The 20926-nt window shown below is 25.0% G+C and carries 30 protein-coding genes; 12 read left to right on the top strand and 18 right to left on the bottom strand.

Annotation, left to right across the window (positions count from 1 at the left end):
- Positions 1–270 precede the first annotated feature (270 nt).
- Positions 271–528, bottom strand: a complete 258-nt coding sequence (locus tag BN899_RS02290) for a Mor transcription activator family protein (RefSeq protein WP_042272385.1) — start codon at positions 526–528, stop codon at positions 271–273.
- A gap of 181 nt (positions 529–709) precedes the next feature.
- Between BN899_RS02290 and BN899_RS02285 the strand changes: the two genes are divergently transcribed.
- From BN899_RS02285 to BN899_RS02270, 4 genes are all read left to right on the top strand, one after another.
- Positions 710–931 carry a DUF1659 domain-containing protein gene (locus BN899_RS02285; RefSeq protein WP_042272381.1) on the top strand — a complete coding sequence of 74 codons (222 nt, stop codon included), beginning with the start codon at positions 710–712 and terminating at the stop codon, positions 929–931.
- A gap of 100 nt (positions 932–1031) precedes the next feature.
- Positions 1032–1259 carry a DUF2922 domain-containing protein gene (locus BN899_RS02280; protein ID WP_042272379.1) on the top strand — a complete coding sequence of 76 codons (228 nt, stop codon included), beginning with the start codon at positions 1032–1034 and terminating at the stop codon, positions 1257–1259.
- 11 nt (positions 1260–1270) lie between these two features.
- Entirely contained in the window at positions 1271–1423 is a 153-nt protein-coding gene (locus BN899_RS02275; RefSeq protein WP_071162424.1) for a YvrJ family protein, read from the top strand.
- Between the two features lie 417 nt (positions 1424–1840).
- A complete protein-coding gene (locus BN899_RS02270) occupies positions 1841–2161 on the top strand; it encodes a hypothetical protein (protein ID WP_042272376.1) in 321 nt (106 codons plus the stop codon).
- A gap of 111 nt (positions 2162–2272) precedes the next feature.
- On the opposite strand, the gene BN899_RS02265 is transcribed toward BN899_RS02270, so the two are convergent.
- Genes BN899_RS02265 through BN899_RS02255 form a run of 4 tightly spaced genes read right to left on the bottom strand, consistent with a single transcriptional unit; the run spans position 2273 to position 4617 of the window.
- Positions 2273–2527, bottom strand: coding sequence for a Mor transcription activator family protein (locus BN899_RS02265; RefSeq protein ID WP_042272373.1), 255 nt, complete (start codon positions 2525–2527; stop codon positions 2273–2275).
- Positions 2528–2538: 11 nt separating this feature from the next.
- Positions 2539–3840, bottom strand: a complete 1302-nt coding sequence (locus BN899_RS02260) for a replicative DNA helicase (RefSeq protein WP_042272370.1) — start codon at positions 3838–3840, stop codon at positions 2539–2541.
- A 23-nt stretch (positions 3841–3863) separates the two neighbouring features.
- The gene (locus BN899_RS19490; protein ID WP_330362419.1) at positions 3864–4025 is read right to left on the bottom strand and encodes a conserved phage C-terminal domain-containing protein; all 162 of its coding nucleotides are present in this window, start codon (positions 4023–4025) and stop codon (positions 3864–3866) included.
- Positions 4026–4074: 49 nt separating this feature from the next.
- Positions 4075–4617: a hypothetical protein gene (locus BN899_RS02255; protein ID WP_052356513.1), complete on the bottom strand. Its 543-nt coding sequence runs from the start codon at positions 4615–4617 to the stop codon at positions 4075–4077.
- 430 nt (positions 4618–5047) lie between these two features.
- On the opposite strand from BN899_RS02255, the gene BN899_RS02250 reads away from it, so the two are divergent.
- Both BN899_RS02250 and BN899_RS02245 read left to right on the top strand, forming a co-directional pair.
- Complete coding sequence (locus BN899_RS02250) at positions 5048–5677, top strand: DUF6518 family protein (RefSeq protein WP_042272367.1); 630 nt, start codon at positions 5048–5050, stop codon at positions 5675–5677.
- A gap of 118 nt (positions 5678–5795) precedes the next feature.
- Positions 5796–6275 (top strand): hypothetical protein, encoded by a 480-nt coding sequence (locus tag BN899_RS02245; protein ID WP_042272364.1) that lies wholly within the window; start codon positions 5796–5798, stop codon positions 6273–6275.
- A 159-nt stretch (positions 6276–6434) separates the two neighbouring features.
- On the opposite strand, the gene BN899_RS02240 is transcribed toward BN899_RS02245, so the two are convergent.
- A complete protein-coding gene (locus BN899_RS02240; protein ID WP_042272361.1) occupies positions 6435–6983 on the bottom strand; it encodes a class I SAM-dependent methyltransferase in 549 nt (182 codons plus the stop codon).
- A gap of 58 nt (positions 6984–7041) precedes the next feature.
- The gene (locus BN899_RS02235; protein WP_042272358.1) at positions 7042–8139 is read right to left on the bottom strand and encodes an alanine racemase; all 1098 of its coding nucleotides are present in this window, start codon (positions 8137–8139) and stop codon (positions 7042–7044) included.
- 342 nt (positions 8140–8481) lie between these two features.
- Between BN899_RS02235 and BN899_RS02230 the strand changes: the two genes are divergently transcribed.
- A complete protein-coding gene (locus BN899_RS02230; protein WP_052356512.1) occupies positions 8482–9213 on the top strand; it encodes a Tim44 domain-containing protein in 732 nt (243 codons plus the stop codon).
- Positions 9214–9314: 101 nt separating this feature from the next.
- Here BN899_RS02230 and BN899_RS02225 read toward each other — a convergent pair whose 3' ends face one another.
- The 3 genes from BN899_RS02225 to BN899_RS18870 form a co-directional block, all read right to left on the bottom strand.
- Positions 9315–9878 carry a GNAT family N-acetyltransferase gene (locus BN899_RS02225; protein ID WP_042272351.1) on the bottom strand — a complete coding sequence of 188 codons (564 nt, stop codon included), beginning with the start codon at positions 9876–9878 and terminating at the stop codon, positions 9315–9317.
- A gap of 250 nt (positions 9879–10128) precedes the next feature.
- On the bottom strand, positions 10129–11022 hold the full coding sequence (locus BN899_RS02220; RefSeq protein WP_042272349.1) for a transglutaminase domain-containing protein: 894 nt from the start codon (positions 11020–11022) through the stop codon (positions 10129–10131).
- Positions 11022–11183, bottom strand: a complete 162-nt coding sequence (locus BN899_RS18870) for a hypothetical protein (RefSeq protein ID WP_154658872.1) — start codon at positions 11181–11183, stop codon at positions 11022–11024. The genes BN899_RS02220 and BN899_RS18870 overlap by 1 nt, the downstream gene beginning before the upstream one ends.
- A gap of 218 nt (positions 11184–11401) precedes the next feature.
- Here BN899_RS18870 and BN899_RS02215 point away from each other — a divergent pair, with 218 nt between their 5' ends.
- Positions 11402–12076 (top strand): Type 1 glutamine amidotransferase-like domain-containing protein, encoded by a 675-nt coding sequence (locus BN899_RS02215; RefSeq protein WP_042272347.1) that lies wholly within the window; start codon positions 11402–11404, stop codon positions 12074–12076.
- 217 nt (positions 12077–12293) lie between these two features.
- Here the strand turns inward: BN899_RS02215 and BN899_RS02210 are convergent, their stop codons facing one another.
- Positions 12294–12701 carry a GNAT family N-acetyltransferase gene (locus BN899_RS02210; RefSeq protein ID WP_042272345.1) on the bottom strand — a complete coding sequence of 136 codons (408 nt, stop codon included), beginning with the start codon at positions 12699–12701 and terminating at the stop codon, positions 12294–12296.
- A gap of 251 nt (positions 12702–12952) precedes the next feature.
- On the opposite strand from BN899_RS02210, the gene BN899_RS02205 reads away from it, so the two are divergent.
- Together BN899_RS02205 and BN899_RS02200 are read left to right on the top strand one after the other, a co-directional pair.
- A complete protein-coding gene (locus tag BN899_RS02205) occupies positions 12953–13627 on the top strand; it encodes a YczE/YyaS/YitT family protein (RefSeq protein ID WP_042272342.1) in 675 nt (224 codons plus the stop codon).
- The gene (locus tag BN899_RS02200; RefSeq protein WP_042272339.1) at positions 13617–14123 is read left to right on the top strand and encodes a GNAT family N-acetyltransferase; all 507 of its coding nucleotides are present in this window, start codon (positions 13617–13619) and stop codon (positions 14121–14123) included. The genes BN899_RS02205 and BN899_RS02200 overlap by 11 nt, the downstream gene beginning before the upstream one ends.
- Before the next feature lie 174 nt (positions 14124–14297).
- On the opposite strand, the gene BN899_RS02195 is transcribed toward BN899_RS02200, so the two are convergent.
- Both BN899_RS02195 and BN899_RS02190 read right to left on the bottom strand, forming a co-directional pair.
- The gene (locus tag BN899_RS02195) at positions 14298–14741 is read right to left on the bottom strand and encodes a hypothetical protein (RefSeq protein ID WP_052356510.1); all 444 of its coding nucleotides are present in this window, start codon (positions 14739–14741) and stop codon (positions 14298–14300) included.
- Positions 14731–14943 carry a helix-turn-helix transcriptional regulator gene (locus BN899_RS02190; RefSeq protein WP_042272337.1) on the bottom strand — a complete coding sequence of 71 codons (213 nt, stop codon included), beginning with the start codon at positions 14941–14943 and terminating at the stop codon, positions 14731–14733. The genes BN899_RS02195 and BN899_RS02190 overlap by 11 nt, the downstream gene beginning before the upstream one ends.
- A 486-nt stretch (positions 14944–15429) precedes the next feature.
- Here BN899_RS02190 and BN899_RS02185 point away from each other — a divergent pair, with 486 nt between their 5' ends.
- Positions 15430–16476 carry an amidase domain-containing protein gene (locus tag BN899_RS02185; RefSeq protein WP_042272334.1) on the top strand — a complete coding sequence of 349 codons (1047 nt, stop codon included), beginning with the start codon at positions 15430–15432 and terminating at the stop codon, positions 16474–16476.
- Positions 16477–16578: 102 nt separating this feature from the next.
- Positions 16579–16878: a hypothetical protein gene (locus BN899_RS02180; RefSeq protein WP_042272331.1), complete on the top strand. Its 300-nt coding sequence runs from the start codon at positions 16579–16581 to the stop codon at positions 16876–16878.
- A gap of 375 nt (positions 16879–17253) precedes the next feature.
- Here BN899_RS02180 and BN899_RS02175 read toward each other — a convergent pair whose 3' ends face one another.
- The 5 genes from BN899_RS02175 to BN899_RS02150 form a co-directional block, all read right to left on the bottom strand.
- A complete protein-coding gene (locus BN899_RS02175; protein ID WP_042272328.1) occupies positions 17254–17472 on the bottom strand; it encodes a hypothetical protein in 219 nt (72 codons plus the stop codon).
- Positions 17473–17881: 409 nt separating this feature from the next.
- Positions 17882–18199 carry a hypothetical protein gene (locus BN899_RS02170; protein WP_042272325.1) on the bottom strand — a complete coding sequence of 106 codons (318 nt, stop codon included), beginning with the start codon at positions 18197–18199 and terminating at the stop codon, positions 17882–17884.
- Between the two features lie 788 nt (positions 18200–18987).
- Entirely contained in the window at positions 18988–19356 is a 369-nt protein-coding gene (locus tag BN899_RS02160) for a hypothetical protein (RefSeq protein ID WP_042272321.1), read from the bottom strand.
- Positions 19357–19511: 155 nt separating this feature from the next.
- On the bottom strand, positions 19512–20378 hold the full coding sequence (locus tag BN899_RS02155) for a CPBP family intramembrane glutamic endopeptidase (protein ID WP_052356506.1): 867 nt from the start codon (positions 20376–20378) through the stop codon (positions 19512–19514).
- Between the two features lie 138 nt (positions 20379–20516).
- Positions 20517–20926, bottom strand: a 410-nt coding sequence (locus BN899_RS02150; protein ID WP_042272318.1) for a nitroreductase family protein, incomplete at its 5' end; no start/stop codon positions are given.

Raw genomic sequence — 20926 nt, 5'->3', positions numbered from 1 at the left:
TTTCTTTCAGCTTTAATTTTTTCATTTTCTCTATATGCTATAAAAAAGTCAATTGCACTTACTAAAAGTGTCGTCCATGCTAAAGGGCTTTTATTAATAAAGCTTACTATTGCTGATATAAGGAAAACTACCCCTATTATAATCCAAAAATTTCTATTTTTTGTTGAAACCATTATGTCTACCTCCTATATGTCTAATTATCAAACGTTAATAATTACTATTATAACCCATATATTTCATAATTTTTTAAATTTCTCTAAAAAATATAAATTATAACTCATAATCACTTACTATTCTCTTAACATGATTAACACAAATTCCATATTCCGTTGCAAGTTGATTTGCATTTACTCCATTATATCTTTTTACAATTTCTCTATTTCTACTATTTCTAATAGTACTTCTATATGTAGGTATATAGACATTATTACCTCCATACATTTTAGTAATTTCTAAAAATTTTTCTTCTCCAACAATTTCAAATAATAAATCTAACTTATCACAAATATCTTTAGCTTTTATTTTCATAAATATTCCTCCTATTAACCCTTTAATATAAGTAACTCTTTAATTTAATATTATATAAATTCAAACAAGATTTAAAGTAAGATTCCTAATAATAAATCTTTGAAAAAACATTGCACACTTTAGTTAAAACTACAAGTTTATCCAAGATAGTACTATATAAATATAGAAAGGAGGTGAGAAAATGACAATAGTATCAACTAAAAATCCATCTGGATTAAAACTTAAACTTGACTGTGGTAAAGGTGAAAATGGTAAATCAATAGTAAAGACTAAAACTTACTCAAATGTAAGAGCTAATGCTACAGTTGAAGATGTTTATGAAGTTGGAGCTTCTTTAGCGTCACTTCAAGAACACACATTAGTAGAAGTTTTTAAAATTGACTCTACTTCTATATCAGAATAGTTATTTGTATTAAGAAAATGTTGACATTGTATTTAATGCAAATACTAATGATAGTACTTTAATTTTAAATAATAATATTTCTAGGTAGGAGGATAAATTTATGGAAACTAAAACTAAATTAATAATGTCTTTTAAAGCTGATGATGATAAGAAAATAGCAATATCAGTTGATAACCCAAAAACTGATTTAACTGAGGAAGAAATAAAGACTGCTATGGAACTTATAGTTTTAAAGAATATATTTGCACCAAATGGAGCATCTTTAACTTCTTTAATTGAAGCAAAGATTGTTCAAACTGATACTACTGAATACGATTTAGCTTTATAGTAGGTGTTAATATGGATGCTAATATACAAACACTAATTGCTAATGTAGGATTTCCAATAGCCGTATCTATGTACTTATTGATAAGAATAGAAGGAAAACTATCTCATTTAACAGATAGTATTAATGAACTTGCCAAAAACATAGCATATATAAAAAATAATTAGAAATTATATAAGGCATGAGTTTTGTATTAAACTGAACTCATGCCTTTTTATTTTATATATCTATTTTGTAAACCTAAAATTATAGTTTAGTTTATTTCAGTCCATAATTTGTATAATTTAGTCCATTTATAATAAATATTTTTTTGATTGTGATAAAATTTTTTATAACTAAAATAGTATTTAATAAGGGGTGTTTTATGAAAAACTTTTATTTTAAAATTTATATTAATATAATGAATATAATCGGAAAAGTTTTACCATCGTTTGAAAATTTTACGTATTATCATTGGGAATAATATAAAAGATAGCATAAAAATTCTAAATCGTTTAAAATTAAAATGATAAGCCTACAGGTAGGAAAAGACATATTTACTGCTGTAGCAACTAAAGAAAATTATTTGAGAGGATGATATTATTATGGAATACACTTGGTTAAATCCAGCAAGTATAGTACTGGGACTAATTGCATGGATGCTTCCTTTTATTAATCTTGTACATCAGAATAAGTCAAATAACAAGAACTGGGTCATTTTTTCTGTGGCTAGTATTAGTGCATGTTCTATTTCGCTATGTATGCAAATTTTCTATACTAATCATTTAGTGAATATAGAGGATTGGACGGCAATTATGGATACTTCCAGTGCGGTAGCTTTTGCATCGGCATTTCTTCTTGTCAGTACAATTATACTTAACGCTATTACTTGTATCGTATATTATGGAAATAAACCTCAAAATTAGCAAATTTTTCTAAATTGTTAATAACTGTATCTTAGTGTAATATATTGTAAACACTAGGATACAGTTATTTTATTCTTTATTTATCACACTCTTTTCTAGCATAATCTAATTTTAGTATGATTTAATAATATATCTTAAGTGATTCTCACTAATTCCAAACTCTCTTGATAACTCTTTTGCATTAGTTCCATTATACTTTTTCTTAATCTCTCTATTTCTACTATTTCTGGCGATGCTTTTTTTATTAGGAATATAAAAATGACATCCCCCAAACTTTTCACAAAACTCTATAAACATATCCATTCCCATAAAATCAACAAGCTCTACAAGATCTTCTCTAATATCATCTATTCTAACCTCTTCCATAATAACCCCTCCTAATATTTTATTTCTTGAAAATGAAGTCTTGGTCCATGATAACAATAATGTTTAAACTTAACCTCTCCATCTCTACACTTTGCAACGATTAAATCAACTAATTTAGTACCAACCTTTTTAGCAGCTAGTACTTTTCTTTTATCACTCTTTATATTTTGGGTAGCTTCTTCTAAATCACTTCCAACAGGTTCATGTATATAAATAACATTATTACTATCATGAAAAATTGCCTTACTATCTCTCATAGGTCTTTCTCGCCAAGGTCTAAGGTCTTTCATCTCATCATTTAATTGACTAAGTTGAATAAGAGGAATGTTAAAATCTAGGGTAATATTTTTTAATTCTCTAGATAAAGTTGCTACTTCTCTTTCTCTATTTTGTTGATTAGCTTCAACATTTAAAAGCTGAACATAATCAACTATAACAAGGTCAGGTTTAATTTGCCTAATTCTTTTTTTGATGTTGCTTATTGTGCTTATTCTATCATTTATATAAATAAGATTTTCCTTACCAAACTCTCCCATAGTTTTTATAATCTTTTGCCAATCATCTTCATCAAGACCTTTATCCTTCATCTTTTTTATGCTAATTCCAGTCTTTTTAGTAATATTTCTCATAAATATTTGTTCATTACTCATTTCTCTACTTATAAATAATACCTTCTTGCCTTGGCTTATAACGTTTAGCATAATTTGAAGTGCTAAAGCTGTTTTACCTACACCACTTCTAGCAGCAATTGTAGTAAGTTCTCCCTTAAATAAACCTCCAATAGTATCATCTAATAACTCAACTCCAAACTTCATGCCTACTTCTTCACTATTTTCTAGAAAATCCAAAATTCTCTCGCAAATACTTGAAATACTGTCATCTTCATTATCTTTATTATCTAATGTATCTTGAATTTTATTTTCAAATTTATATAAAGAAGTATTAATATCTTTTCCTTGAATTATAGCTTGAATAAGGTTTGTACAATTTTTTACCACACTTTTTCTTATATATCTTTCTTTTAAAATCTCTATATGAGTATCAATAGCATAACTAAGAGCCATAGACGCTAACTCTGTAAGATATGTTACCTGTATATTTATAGATTTTTCATCTAACTTAATCTTTATAGTTTCTAAATCTAGAGTCATTTTATTAGAATATAATTCTTTCATAATAATAAAAATATGCTTATTTATATCTATTGAAAACATACTTTCACTTAGCTCATCTAGCTTATATCCTAGGCTATTATCAACAATAAGACTCCCTAAAATTGATTTTTCTATGTTTGTTGAATCTAAAACTTCCATAAATCTCCCCCTTATTAAAAAACTTAAAATTCAAATTCGACACTCCAAGGCTCTATATTATCTAGATTATCTTTTTGTATATATTCTTCATTTAAATACCCTTCAAATTTATTGCTAAATAGTGTTTCTGGTCTTAAAAATTTTTCCATATTTGTATTTAGCCATTGTTTGCACTTTATATCTATTACATTGAAAAATCTTCTTCAACAAAACCTTCATTTAGCCTAGCTCTTATTAAAGACATAGTTTTTTAGTATTTGGTTTAAAATTCTTTCTAGCTTTATTATTCAAATACCCAATCACACTTGTGTATATTTTTATATATGTATTTATATTATCTTTTTTAGATGGCTCATATGAAGTTTCCTTTATAGGATTATCTTCAGTTTTTATAACATCATTAAAGTCTTTGAATTCACTAAGTTTTATAGACCCATCTACAGTTTCTATTTTAGGTTTATTTTGCGTTTTTATATTTTCAGGTATAAGGTACTTATAAACTGAGAATTTATTTTTCCTAGTTCCATTTTCTACAAGCTCTATAATTTCAACTTCTTCAAAATACTTTACTAATTTATCAACTGAACTTTTTGCTAAATCCAAATCACTTGATGCACTTCTTCTTGTTATAGAAAAATGTCCATGTGGTAAATTTCCATTCATTTTGTTTTTATTTACCTTTCTCATTATGTAATGATTAAATCTAATTTTTTCTATATCATTGTTACAATCAAATTTAAGTATATGCTTATTCATTGGATGAAAGTAATCTCCCATATTCTTATCCCCTTTGTTTTAAATTTTATTTTATATAATATAATATTAATAAATTATGTTCTACATTTCAATATATTTATTTAAAATTTTCAAACATATATTCGTAATTTTATATTTGTTGAAACCTTTAACAAATATAGTTATAATTCTTTTGTAATCTAATATTTACAAATAAAATCAATATCATTATATAAAACATGCGTTCTTATGTTCACCCGGAATTGTTCTATTTCTAATTTTATATTTATCTATATTATTTATAATAAAAATTAAGAGGATATTAGATTGATAATACAAACATTTTTTAGAAATATATATAATACGAAAATGATATTTTTAATTAGTTAGAAATATAATTTTTATATTATTGATGTATGTAAATATTAGTTGTATAATTGTTCCATAATATTTTTTGAAAGGAGTATAATAGTTGACTAATCTAAAAGAAAAACTAAATGAAATCAGGCAAAAAGAGGCATCGGATTTATCAATATATCAAAAGTTTATTAGAGTACTGCTTGTTTTTATATTTGGAGCAGTTATGGGTATTTTGGCAAAATATACAGATGGTACGATTATAGGATTAATTGGGACTTATTTAGGTATTTGGATTTTTATTGCAACTTTAATTTCTGTATATAGTAGATCTCCAGAGGCGGGGGCAATTCATGTTTTTGCCTTTTTTATGGCCATGCTTTTAGCCTATTATATTTACTCTATGAAACTATTTGGATTTTTCCCAGGTTACTATTTCTTTGCTTGGGTAGGTGTTGCTTTACTAACTCCAATAGGTGCATATGTTGTTTGGTATAGTAAAGGTAATAACTTAATTAGTTCGATTTTTGCTTCATTACCTATATCTGTGTTACTGTGGGAAGGATATAGCTTTTACTATACATTCTCTATGCCAGAGTTTATCGATATAGTTTTTGCAGTTTTACTTTTATTTATTTTAAGTAAAAATTCAAAGCAAATATTTAGAACTATATTTATTAGTATAGTATTATTTTTTGTAATCCTTAAGTCTGATATAATATATTTATTTATTGGCGGGCTATAATAATTTAGTTTAAAGTAACTATAAAAATGGATATACATAATTAGCTTAATGTGTTATAACAATAGATAATAGTAAGAAATCTAAGAATAAATATAACACTAAAAGGGGATTGATATAAGTGAATATTAAAAATAATTGTAGAGTTGAAAATGTTTCAAAGTATTTAATTGAAAACTTTAATGCTATAGAAATTACTATAGATGAGTTTTTAGAAAAAAACAAAGATATATATGAAGATGCATTTGAAGATATTGCAATAATTTTTAAGATAGAAGATGAAAATATTATTAAAAACCTATTAAGTGAAAATGAAAAAGCAGAAATAGAAATTACTATAGATCATTTAATAAAAAACAATCAAATAAATGATGTTTCTTCTTATATGAACGAAATAAGTACTGGTAAATTAATAATCATACTTTTAGAGAGTAAAGATAAAACAAATTTATCTGGATTTGTAATGGAGGGTAACGGTGAGGTATTATTTGATTACCTAACAAGTTTAATTTATGAGTCTATTGAAAAAGCCTTAAATCCACTAGATGAAGTAATTGAAGAATTTAGCCATTTTAGACCATATGGCAAGTATTTTAAATAGAAAATGTAATTTTAACTAATGCCGTAAGTAAAAGTGGTAATTACAAATTAATTATAGACTTTTATGAGATACAAATATTTAATTTTAATGTTTTTATAGTAAATAAATAAAAGATATATCTGTAACTATAGATATATCTTTTTTATTTAAAAAATCAATTTATTTAATTATTAACGGCTTTTTCGCATCGATAATTATAGATACCATGCCTAACTTTTCTCTACTATTTCTAGTATCAAACCTAAATGAACGACCAATTTTGCCGTCTATTTCATTCCAATGCCTGTAATGGAATACACCCTTTTCATCGCAATATTCTAATAATTCAACTTCAAATCCAGCACTTTCAAATACTTCTTTAAAAGTTAGATAGTCATATACTATTTTGTGAGTATAGGCTGGATGATTGGTAGGTCCTGGTCCTCCAACTTTAACCATATCTTGATACCATTCGTTTTTGAAGTTTATATCAGGAACAGCGGCTCTTATATACCCACCTTCTTTTAAGAAATCATAACAGTTTCTCGCTGCCAAAATGCCATCTTCTTTTGACATGTGTTCCCAAACATGCTCTGCAAGCATTGCATCAATACAATTTTCTTTATAGTTTTTTTCAAAATCTTTTCTATCTAATAAGTTTAAATCTTCTTCTTGTGTACTTATCCAACCTTCATAATTAGTTTTTCCTGCACCTAATATTATTCTCAAAATATCCCCTCCAAGTAGTTTTGTAATCTTAAAACTACTTTATTTTATTTAAATATTTTTAGTATACATACTTATTATTAACATAATTAGATGATGTTAAGTAAAGTGCATTTGCATAAAACATTCCAAAATTCACAACATCACCTACTTTAAAGTCTTTATTTGAATTTTGTATATCTATTATAAGGTGATCACTACTACTTCCAACTATTTTAATTCCTTCATCTAGAGGTATTAAACTATCATGAAAAACAAAATCTTGTTTTCCTACTCCTAGTATTGCTCTTTTTCTTACTCCCATATCTTCATATGTCGGTTTATTTCCAAAGGCATCTATAAACATTTCACCTATTGGGTACGATGGCTTATTTTTTAATTCTATTATCTCTGCTTTTAAAATTAAAGTATCTTTATTAATTTCATCTAAATCATATCCCCAGTAATCTATTAAATCGCGTCCTAATAATATAGCTTCACCTATTCTTAAATTATTAATTTTTTTAGGTATATTATTTTCTATTATTAAAGGTAATGTAGTAGTCGCCCCTCCTGATATTATATCTAGCTCTCTTCCTATTATAGTTTCAATTTTTGTTGCTACATCACATAATTTATTTAAATTTTCATATGATGGTTTTATAGACCCATAACAGCTTAGATTAGTTCCTACTCCATATAATTTTACATATTTTAGGTTGTTTTCTATGTATAGAGATGTATTTATAAATTCATTTTCATCAAATATTCCTTCTCTTAAATCTCCTAAATCCATCATAAGAATTACTTTATGTTCTTTATTTTGCTTTTTACATTCTTCTTCTATTTTATTTATAGTTTCTATTTCTGAGTTTAAGCTAATATCAATGTATTTTACTACATCTTCTATTTCTCTTGTCATGGGCATTCTAATTAACATATTTTCATTTTTAATTTTGTTTTCTCTTATATTTATTAATTGCTCTATTCTGGAGCTTGCTATGTATTTACAACCTCCCTCTACCATTTTTTTCACTACTTCTATTTGTGCATTTAGCCCTTTTACTACACCAGCTACGGCTATATCTTTTTCTTTGCATAGATTTACTACATAATTTGTATTCTGATAAATTTTATTTAAGTTTATTTCTAGAATCGGATACTTTTCTATATATTCCATAATTCCCCCTAAATGTTTTTATATAATTTATTTTTATACTTGTTATTACATAGTCTATTCCCATTCCCCTTGAAATAGGATATTCACTTAATAGTCTTATTTTCTAACTAACCCATTAATATAATTATGGTCTATTTTTGTGCTAAAGCCAACAATTAATAAAATTAATTTGAAAGTTTGTATTTGTGTATTTTATACAATTATCTTTAAATTGGAAAATAACTGAATAGGATGTATAATATAATCAACAATAAAAATTGTTACAAATTACATAAAATAGAAAATATTATACTATGACACTCTTAAAGTGTCGACGATAAAAGATAAGGGAGAATATTAAGAGTGAGAAAAATAAGACATCTAATAGTATTTGCAATTATATTTATAATGTTTACATCTGTATCATTTGCTAGACCTGGAGGTGGTGGGTCTTCAGGAGGATCATCTGGAGGTTCTTCAGGTAGTTCAAGTAGTTCTAGAGGAGGTTCTTCTAGTTCACATAGCTCAACTAATACAAACCCTCTAGCATCAGCTGCTTTTATGATAGCATTTTCATCCTTTGGTATAATAATGCCAAAAACTTATGATATAACTAGTAGTATAAAAGTAATTAGAAAGCAAAAACAATGTAATAAGATATTGAAAAACTTAAGTAAACATAACCCTAATTATAAATTAGATAAAATAAATAAAGATGTTAGTGATGCATTTTATATAATGGCTAAAGCTTGGACCGAAATGGATCAAGATATAGCAATTAAATACTCAACAAAAAAGCTATATGATAATCATAGTACTAAGCTTCAATGGATGAGTATAAGAAACGAAATAAATATATTGAGAAAAGAAAAACTACTTTCTATTAAAGTCTTTGTAATAGATAATAGTTCAGATAGTATCTGGGTAGCTGTAAAAGGTTCTATGATAGATTATATAGAAAAAGATGGGGAAATAATAGAAGGTAGTAAATATATTCCAAGTAAGTATACCGAATATTGGAAATTTGATAATATAGATGGAAACTGGTTATTAGATGAGATTAAACAAATAGATGAATTAGAACAAATACTTTAATCATATAGTTGCATATTATAAAAAAGCTAGAAATATATATTTCTAGCTTTTTATGTATCTGTAAAATAAAATGTGCATTTTTCTAAAAAATAGATTATATATTAAACGATACTTATATCAATATGTTTCTCTAGTACTTTTCCTCCAAATAGTCCTTTATATATATCTTTTAAATTTTCTTCAACTTGTTTTTCAACAAATTTGTCCTTGCCCATAATCATAATTATATATTTCACTCCAAATACTGAGCTTCTTATATTTGTATGATATAGTCCATTTTTTTCATAGAATTTTATTCTCTTTTTTCTATATTCTAAGTCATCTTTATCAATTGCATAGCCTGGATCTTCTATTTCGCATATTATACCTTTGTATGACTTTGTAATTTCATACAGCTCATTTAAGAATTTACTTCCATATCCTGACCCTCTAAACTCAGACTCTACTACGTAATAATCTAGCATTATATATTCACTATTTTCTGATTTACATAATAATGCATATGCTGCCAGCTTATCACCTTCATAAAATCCATATCCCATATATTTATCTTCTTCTATTAATCTTTTTACTAACTCATAAGGTTTTACTTCTTCCTTATGAAACTCATTGACTAACCTCTCTTTACAAACTTTCAATAATTCTATATCGCTAAACTTTTTCATTTGTAATCACCTCTTAATCTAATGTGTTTATATTCATTCTAAGGTTTAGTATAATACCAAGCTCAAGCACTTTTATAATTTAAGAAAATTTAGTTTAGGACTAGTTTGTATATTTAGAATAAAGTTTATGCCATTAGAATACATTTTTTCAGATTCTAATGGCATAAACTTTATTCATGGAAATATCTGCTTTAATGAACAATAAAAAAGGAACAATAATTTTAATATTACGGTTCCTTTTTTAGTTTTCTTATTTATATAAAATTTCAATAGTTGTACGGCTGCCTTTTATATTTTGCTTATTTACTGAATAAATACTAATAGTATTAATACTATCATCAAGACACCATTCAAATAAATTTTCTTTTAATCTTATTGACTCATTATTATCAATAATTACTTCATAATGATTGAAATTTGGGGTATTAGTGACAAATTTAAGAATAAAATCTGGTTTTGCACAAAATAAATGTATATTACTTTCTAAATCACTTAGTGAGTTTAAATTATTCTCTTTTGCTATTTTTAAGTAATCAACATTTTCTTTATATTCAAAGAAAATAGTTGTATTATTTGGGTTAAAATATAAATCTTCAACTTTTTTAGTAAATACTACATTAGATAGTTGCATAGCCTGAAATGCCATCAATTCACGTGTCCCATTCAAATATAAATACAGTTTATATTTCATTCCATTTACTACACAATTAACATTCATATATCCAAAATAATTTTTTATAAAATCTCTATAATTTTTATCGCTTATTTTAGGTTTATCTCCTAAAAATACAAATGATGTTTCATTAAAGTTTTTAAATATTTCATAATAACTAACTGCTATATTATTTATTGTTGCATAGCAATTTAACTGAGCATCAAGAAAAATCCATTTTCTTAATTCATTTGACCATACTTCAGTCACAACATGAGACTTTCCAAAACCTCCATAATCAACATCTTCACTTTGAATACTTATGTCCCTTGCAATATATCCTAAAGAAAGTAACACATCTTTCGTAACTTTAGCGTACTCTACACATCGAAAACTTTCACCTTTTGAGGCTCTCTTTAGTATTTCTAAAGATGAAATATTTCCTGCCTCATTTACTCCATCATGTTTCCAACAAGAGCTTACCCAGTTCATTACTTTAAAAAAATGTTTATTTCATCAAGATTAGAAATATCTAGTTTACTTAAAGTGTATAATCTTAATTTATCAAGTTCTTCAGTACTAGGTATATCTAACATATTAATATTATTATTTATCATTTCATTGTTAGAATTAATTATTTGTACTTTTTTCAAAACACCCTCACCCTTTTTATTTTCCCAAATATTCTTAATATTCATTGTAGTCTTATAGAATTAAATTAACAACCTATTAATTTTATGTTTGATTAATAGGTTACCTCTAGAATTAAAATAAATAGATTCTAAATATATTTTTAGAATCTATTTAAACTTTTTAAATGAATTTTATAGTTTGATGTACTACAATTAACTAAAACATGGGAGGAATAAAAATGATAAACATATTACTTAATCAGTACAATTTTGATGAAAAATGGTGCTTTGATATTTTAAATAAATTTATAAATAAAAACCATAAAGTTTTAATAATCCCTTTTTCATTTGATAGCTTTAAACTAAAAGACAATTATGATTGGCAAAATTCTTATAATAAAATCTATGGAAAATACTATAATTCAGTAATATCTCCATTTTTTAAGTATGGAATAGAAGAAAAAAATATAAATTGGATTAATTACTTTTTAACATCTCAGGAAGAAATAATTAATTGCATAAACGATAGTGACATATTATTTTTTACTGGAGGATTACCAGATAAAACAATAGACAGATTATCAGAGTTTAATTTAATTAGCTGTATCAAAAATTTCAATGGAATTATTATGGGTTCTAGTGCTGGAGCTATGATACAAATAAATGAGTATCATATCTCACCAGATAAAGATTGCAAAGACTTTTATTATAAAAACGGATTAAATATGATAAAAGATTTTGATATAGAAGTTCACTTTGAAGAAACAGAAATACAAATGAACTCAATACATAAGGTTTTAGCTGAAAAAAAGCATAAAATATATGCGATGAAAGATGAAGGTGGAATTGTAGTAAATGATGGTGAAGTAATTCTAATGGGTGATGTAACTATATTTGAATTAGAAAGTAAATAAACTATATCTTAAATTTCACTTTAGAATATAGTTAAAGGAGCGTTGATTATTAACGCTCCTTTTTTAATATTAAAAATCTTTTTAAGAACTAATTAAATTCTAAATATAGATATCATCTATTTTTGTTATCTCCACTTAATACACTCCCTCACCTTTGGATTTCGTATTTTTATTATATACTAATCAACTATATCTAAAATTTAAATCTTAGGATTAGTTAGGATATTTGTTTTGTAAATATTATTTCTAAAGGTTCATTTTCTAATAACAAACTTCCAGAGTCTTTATATAATAGTTTTCTGTAAAAATGTTGAGCATTTTCATTAGATAAAGTTGATGTCATAACCATTTTATAACCTTTGCTTTTCATTAAATTTTCCCAAAATATAACTAGTTCTTTACCAATATTTCTACCTCTATACTCTTCATCAATAAAAATCATATTTAAAAATGGAGTATTATCCCAGAAATAACCAAACCTTAACCATCCTATAATTTCATTTTCTTGTTTTACTAAGTAAATTTCTTTTTCTTTAATTTTATTTTTTATTAAATCCTTTGAAATATGTTTATCGTTTCTTAAAATATATTCATATTCTTTTTCAGTTGCGAACTCAATTTTCATTAAAAACCTCCATATATCAATCCTTAAAATAAACTATATATTATTTGTAGTTAAATTTCACTTTAGAGCATAGTTAAATGAAAATTATTTTAATATGTTTTTAATAACTAGTTCGATCGAACTATTAGTTGAGCTTTCAATTATTTTAATTTACAATAATATTAGTTGAACTTTCAATTATTTTTGTTAAGGAGAATTTATATGGAAAAATACTGGTTAGATACAGATAATACTTTGTAAAGGGTGCGTTTATGAAAAATATATCAATTATTTTAATTAGAATGTTATCAGGATTTTTCTTATGTGCCTGCTCCACTGTAATAGCAATAAACTCAAACTTAGGTCTAAGTCCATGGGATGTGTTTCATCAAGGATTGGCGAATATAGTTAATATTACAATCGGTCAAGCCAGTATTTTTGTTGGAATATTAATTGTAATAGTTGCTAGTATCCTAGGATTAAAAGTTGGATTAGGTACTTTAGCTAATATGACGATAATTGGATGTTTTATAGATCTAATAATATATCTAGATATAATCCCAACTAGTATTAATTTATTTACAGGTGTATTGCTAATGATAGGAAGTATGTTCGTAAATGCTTTAGGAAGTTATTTATATATAGGATGTGAGATGGGATGTGGTCCAAGGGATGGATTAATGGTAGCTTTAGTAAAGCTTACATCTAAGCCAATAAGTTTAATAAGATTTTTTATAGAAGGTAGTGCTTTAGCCATTGGGTGGCTATTGGGAGGAACAGTTGGTATTGGTACATTAGTAACCGTAATTGGCGTAGGATACTGCGTTCAGTTTACTTATAAATCATTTAAATTTGATGTTAAAAACTTAAACCACAAAAATTTAAAGCAATGTTTTTTATTTATTAATAAGTGTATAAGTAAAGAGGAGAGTAAAGATGAGATTTAGAAAATCAGTTAAAAAAGATATAGATAGCATAATGAAAATTATTAATCAAGCACAAGAGTATTTTAAAGAACAAGGAGTTGACCAATGGCAAAATGGTTATCCAAATAAAAATACTATAAATGATGACATTAAAAATGAAGAAAGTTATGTACTAGAGAAAGATGGATGTGTTGTCGCAACTTCAATGATTACTTTCAAAGGCGAAAAATCATATGATTCAATTTGTGATGGTGAGTGGCTAAGTAATAAAGAATATGCAACAATTCACAGAGTAGCAGTTGATAATAATTATAAAGGACTTGGACTATCATCTCAAATTATTAAAAATATAGAAAGCCTTTGTCTACAAAATAATACATATAGCATAAAAGTTGACACACACGAAGATAATTTATCAATGCAAAAACTTCTTAAGAAAAATGAATTTAAGTATTGTGGAATAATCTATTTAGAAGACAACAGTAAAAGAATAGCATTTGAAAAAGTATTATTATAATTTAGTAAGAATACTTCTCTAAATTTTTTATTATTTACAATAAAGTTTATGCCCTTATAATCCAAATAAATAGATTTTAAGGGCATTTTTACTAGATATCTTTAAATGTGTTTTTAGAGAATAGTATATCTTATAATTGTAAAAAAACACTGTTTTTTTACAATATTTTTTATTTTACAGTTCTTTATTATATTTTTTTATAAATATAATTTCAAATATATATTTTGATACTACTATTCCAAGTATTAAGTATATCAACCATAAAGGATAATTTTTTACTATACAAACATATGCAACTACTACAAAAATCCAGTTAGTAATTTCACCTGATATCGACTTTGCTTTATATCTTATTAAAGTATTTCTTTCATCATTATACTCTATTTCTATTTCTTTAGATTTATTAGGTATTTTTTCAATACGCTTAATTCTATACCATCTTGCAGTAGATCCTCCAATCAATCCACCACCTAGAGCAATAATTAAAGTTAACAATCTTGAAAATTCATCTCCACCATCTACAAAATAAATTAAATATAGACCTATTAAAAATAAAAATATCCCCAATAAAAGTAACAATAAATTCGTCTTTTTACTTATCATTTTTTCATATTTCATTATTGATCCCCTCCTCATAAATAAATATTTCTTCAATTGACATATTGAAGTAGTGTGCAATCTTAAATGCTAGTATTATAGATGGATTATATCTTCCATTCTCTAATGACCCTATTGTTTGTCTAGAGACTTCTAAAGAATTAGCTAATTCTTCTTGAGTTACTTTATGCTGTTTTCTTATTTCTTCTAATCGATTTTTCATATATTAAAAACTCCTTTATTACAATTGACGGAAAGTAAACTTTACATTGATTATAATAAAGGAGTTTTTATATGTCAAGCTAACTTGCCATATAAAATTAACCACTAAAACAGATAATTTATTTAACGCATTCCCTAAACCTAAATTTGAAACAACAAGTCTCAAAATTTCACTTTAGGGACTAGTTATGTATTTCGAATAAAGTTAAAACCATTAAAATTCATTTATTTGGATTTTAATGGCTTTTTTAATAGATATCTTTAAATAAAAAATTCTAGGCTTTATTAATTTTCATTTTTACATTTTAACTGTATTTTCAGTAAATTATTTGATTTTTTATGCTTTAATCCCAAAATAATACATTTCAATCCACTTTTTACATATTTAAAGATTCATATGCTATATTAGTTCTCGATTGAAAAATATATTTAACTTTTTATGTGGGGGGTTCGAAATGATAAAAAAATTTTAAAAAGTACTTTTGCTGTGCTAACAGTATTTTTACTTACACTAACGAGCGTAAATGCTCAACCATTAGAAAATAATGATTTAAAAGATGTATTACTAAATTATTTTTCTAATTCATTTAATGTTAGAAAAACTTTAAAAAATACAGAAAATCAATATATTTTACCAAATAGCTTATTACAACAAGAAGATAATTTAAATTCGCAATTTTTATCTACTTATGGAGAACAGCTAGGTGAACAAATTAGTAATTACAATTTAGAATTAGATATGGATGTTGTTTCTAAAGATAATGATTCTATAAAAGTAAATGTTGTTACTAAAGCAAATTTCAATTATGTAGATTCTGAAGATGCAAGTTATTCAGAAGAAAACCATATAGTTCATCTTAAAAACTATAATGGTAAAATGCTAGTTGAAAAAGATATTTTTGATGCAGATAATGATTTAAATAAATTAGATAAATCTATTAGTTCAGATGATAATTATAAAAATTATATGAAAGAAAGAATTAAAAACTTAGAAAATAAAACTAATGATATGAACAAAATTTTAATATCTGAAAAAAGTAATTCATATTCACAAAATTTTAGTAGTAATAGAGTTGCTAGAAGTGTTTATCGTAATTCTGGTTATGATGGAGAAAAAGGTGCTGCATGGGCTAAGAAATATGCAAATCCTGATGGCGAACGAGATAATAAATATGAGGCTGATTGCACGAATTTTGCATCTTGGACACTATTTAGAGGAGGTATGCCAACTGACAAAACATGGTATCATTATTCTAATGCTTGGATACGCGTTATAGAATTGAGAAATTGGCTAATAAACAAAGGGTATGCTACTGAAAAAGATAATTACAAGTACGCAAGACTTGGAGATATAATTCAATATAAAAATAAGTCTGGTATTTGGAGGCATTCTGTTGTTGTGACAAGTAAGACATCTAGTTACCCTTATGTGAGAGTAAGCGCTCACTCAAAAAATAGAAGAGATGTAAATGTTAGTGGAATCTATTACCCTAATGGAGAATTTATATCTTATAGAGTTCTCTGTATCAAATAAAATTAATGTACTATTTTTTACATATTTAACAATAAAAGAAGAATATCAAAAACTATAAATATATCTACATAATTGTAGTAAAAGATAAGAAAGGAAAAAGCTTTGAAAAATAAACTTAAATATATTATACCTGTAGTTATAATTGTTGGCATAATTGTATACTTTTTTGCAACACCTATTGGTGCTTTAAGATTTGCTGTTTTAAGAAGCGGTTATCCTAAAAGCGCTGTAACTCTTAAATTATCACCAGATCCAAATAAAACTCCGATGGATCTTAAAAGAAATCAAACTTTCTATACTATTACCAATCCTCCATTTGAAGAGCCAACACAAACACCGTTAGAAAATTGGGTTCTATCAAAATATGGACCATTCTACTGGGGAGAATATTTTGGGTGGTAAGAAGTTTATATTAATTCTAATGTAAAATACCTTTTTGTTCTATTATTTAATATATTAAAATTATCAACTATCCGCTAAATTTACGTTTAGGATATAGTTCAGATAAATACAGTATTTTCAATACGTTTAATACTTCTATAAACAAAGAAAGGGCAAACTTAATTTCATTAAGTTTGACCTTTCTTTATTTTATTAGCCAATAAGCATCTATTTTCTATTTTAAGGATTATTTATCCTTAATTTTATTATTTTCACTTTAAATTGATTGTAATGACTTTTTGACCCTCTCTAATTAGGTTGTTTTATATCATCCCACATAACGGGTTTAGTTTATTAGTACAGGATGTTTTTATATAGTGTTAATTTATCTATACATTAATATCCCTTACCATTATTATTTTTATTATGATTAATTACAGTGGTCATTACACCAAGTTTAAAATAATCTATATTATCATTGTCTTTAGATTGTATATATTTTTTATTAATCTCTTTTTGAACTCTATTGTATTCTTTATAAATTTTTTTAGATTCTTTTTCTGATTTATATATTTCTTTTATATAAGAAAATAATATTTTTACTATTTTTTTCATGAGTATTTATTTCCTATCTTTTCTTTTTGATTACTATTTCATCACCATTAAATTATACTTCTACTCCCCTATCTTCTGGAGTTACTTCTGTTGTCATTTTTATTTTAAACTATGTCTTTTATTTCTTAAAAACAATCTTCAATATGATATAAGTCCTGTTTGTTATTCTAATCCTTTCAATACTATTTTAGATACTTACTTATATAACATATATAATTATAACAAATGTTTTTACATTCGTTGTAACTATTTTATCTCTTTTTATAATCAATTCTAAGAACTGTTTTATGAAAATAACAAATCCTAAAATCTCACTTTTGAGCATAATAAAATGAGCATTAATTTTAACGCTCATTTTTAATATTAGAAGTCTTTAAATGTGTTTTTCAAGTACACCATTTTATATTTTTTAGTAAGTAAATTTTTTACCCTTTTTCTCAATTACAACTGATTCTATAAGGATTAATGTAAAAACTATACAAAATAATATTGTCAATGTCTTCATCGGCAGATTAAAATAATAGTCATCTAATATAAAAAATACTTCACAAGCAATTAAAAGTACACCTTGAACAAAATATACTTTAGAATAGAAATTTATATACCCATCTTTATCTTTGATTCTTTTAGGATTTCCCCATACATATTTTTCTATATTCTTAGTTTGCTTTAATTTATTACCACGATTTAAAAACCAAATAGCTGTTAATATGCCTAAAATTGACATTTACATTCCCTCCTCTTTTAAACTATTAATTTTATTGTACCAAATTATATAAAATATTTTTCCGAACTGGATTAATCTATATAAATCTAGCACTAAAATATATATGTATTCTTAAAATTTCATATTAGAGACTAAGTTTATATTTAGAATAAAAATAATACCATTAAAATCTATTTATATAGATTTTAATGGTATTTTTACTATATATATCTCTAGTATTTTAATAGCTATTTCTTATAAATTTATACCTTTGCTTGTAATTGCATAAATTGAACCAAGGGTGTGATATATTCTCGAGAAGAAATATCGTAGGAACTTCTAATAGCTTGCTCGCATCCAGCTTCATCTGAACTTTTATCGTTTTTTCTACTTAATATTTGAGCGAGTGTTTTCATAATCATACGATCTTTGATTCCCATTTTTTCGTAATTAAGTCCACTCTGCATACCTTTTGGTAAAGCCAGTTTTTGATTTATATATTACAATTATCTTCATATAACCTCCCTGTATAATAAAATATAAATAATTTTTAATTCAAATTCATATTTATCTATATGTTATATAAATAATATTTGCTTCGTAATATATAACTATTGTTGATTTAATTTTAGCAGAATTTATAGTTTATCATCTGTCCACTAAAGTATATATTTTCATGAACGTTATAAAAAAGGTGTCATTACTGTTAAGTTATGACACCTTTATTTCTGTATATATTCTATTTAGATATATTAGATTATAGTAATAAAACACCTGATTTAAAATCAGGTGTTTTTGCTTGTACATATTTAATTATCTGTATTTACTATATCCATTCCTGTAAGTTCATTTATTTTTTTGCCTATTTCTAAACCACTAATATATTCACTTACTTCTTTAACTACTGTTGCATCTTTAATATCGTTTATAGTATTTTCTATATCAATTTCTTTTATTTTATCGACTACATTTTCTACATATCCAGTTACTTTTTTTGCAACTTCTGTATCTTTAATTTCATTTAAAGTGCTTTTTACACCTGTATCTATAAACTCATTTATTCCATTTACTACTTTTCCTATCCCTTTATCATTAGACTCACTAAACTTGTGACCTGCAATATTTATAATAACTAATGATACTAAAAGTGTTATGACTATCTTTTTAATTAATCTCATACTCATTCTCCTTAATGATTTAATGATTATATATTAACTTACTAAGTTTAATTTATCATTATATTATTCTTAAATAATACTTAAATTTTTGTATGTAAATTATACCATAGATATTCATTATTAAATCTGGAAAATATTAATATTTTAAAATAAAATCATGAATTAATATTATAGTCATTATCCCTTAAACTATTAATTTTATTGTATTTTAAATATTTTACACCTTTTATTAATAAATATATTCCTAATACTGCATAAATCCATTTAAATAAAAAGGTCTCTGGAGTAGGTAAAAATAAAAAATTATTTATAAAGTGTGCAAAAATAGATAATTTCATATAACCAGTATAGTAATAAATTCCACCTAAAATTATACCTAGAATAAATGCATTAATTCCTTGAGGTATGTTTAAATGAGCAATTCCAAATATTAATGCTGAGATTATTATTGCTTTTTTATAATTATTTTTATATTTACTTAATAATCCATTTAAAATTACTCTCCTAAAAAGGAATTCTTCAAGTATAGGTGCTATAATAACTGTCTGTATAAAAAATACTAATCCAACAATACCAATCTCTATTGTACTTAAATTATTTAAAATAAAATCTATATCATTCTCGCTTATAGGTCCTTCAAATTGCGATAGTATATCAAGTAAGAAAACTTCTCTAATTAATATGAATCCAACTATAATTAAAAATACATAAAGAAATTCCTTCTTTGTAATTGAAATCTTATTGCTAATTATTTCTTCAGCATCTTTTTTTATAGACATACGCCCTGCAATAGATACAACAATAATACTTGATACCGTAGTTATAATACCTACTACTATCATAACTGGTCCAAATGATATATCTTCATTTATTAAAGTCATTCCAGACGATACTATAAATGTTGATACATAGGTTGTTAACATATATACTACCAAATATATAGCCATAATTATAAATGCTTTTAGTATTGATATTTCTTTAATTTGACATTCATTTTTATATATTGATTTTAATGCTCTCATATTCCCCCCATTTCTCTTTTATATAATTGTAAGCTTATTTTTTCAGATGTTCAATATATTACAATATAAAATAATTTCATTTCAAAATATAAAAGGAGTAGTAATATTATTTTTTCTAATATAACTACTCCTTTTATATTATTTAACTAAAGTAACTACCTCTTCTATTGGTTGTCTTAACTTAGTCTTTGGTTCGTTTACTCTATATCCAAAAGCACAGCTTACTGTTATCTGGAATTTATCTGTATCTAATAGACCTTTATTCACAAGTATTTTTTCAACGGCGTTTTTATCTATTCCACCTATAGCACAAGAATCTATATTAAGCATAGCAGCACTCATCATCATACTTGATAAAGCTATATATGTTTGCTCATTAGCATAATTTTGCATTTCTTTTTCGTTTTCAAAAGTAGATTCTTCAATATTTTTCATAAATCCTTTAATCATAGATACATATTCTTCAGGAAGATGTTGAACATCTTTTAATATATAATCTATATAATCAGAATCATATTTTATTTCCTTTGGAGTTCTAGTTAAGTATA

Source organism: Faecalimicrobium dakarense, assembly GCF_000499525.1.
GTDB lineage: Bacteria > Bacillota > Clostridia > Peptostreptococcales > Peptostreptococcaceae > Faecalimicrobium > Faecalimicrobium dakarense.
The sequence above is the reverse complement of the archived record's forward strand: the minus strand, read 5'-3'. Positions and strand labels throughout refer to the sequence as shown.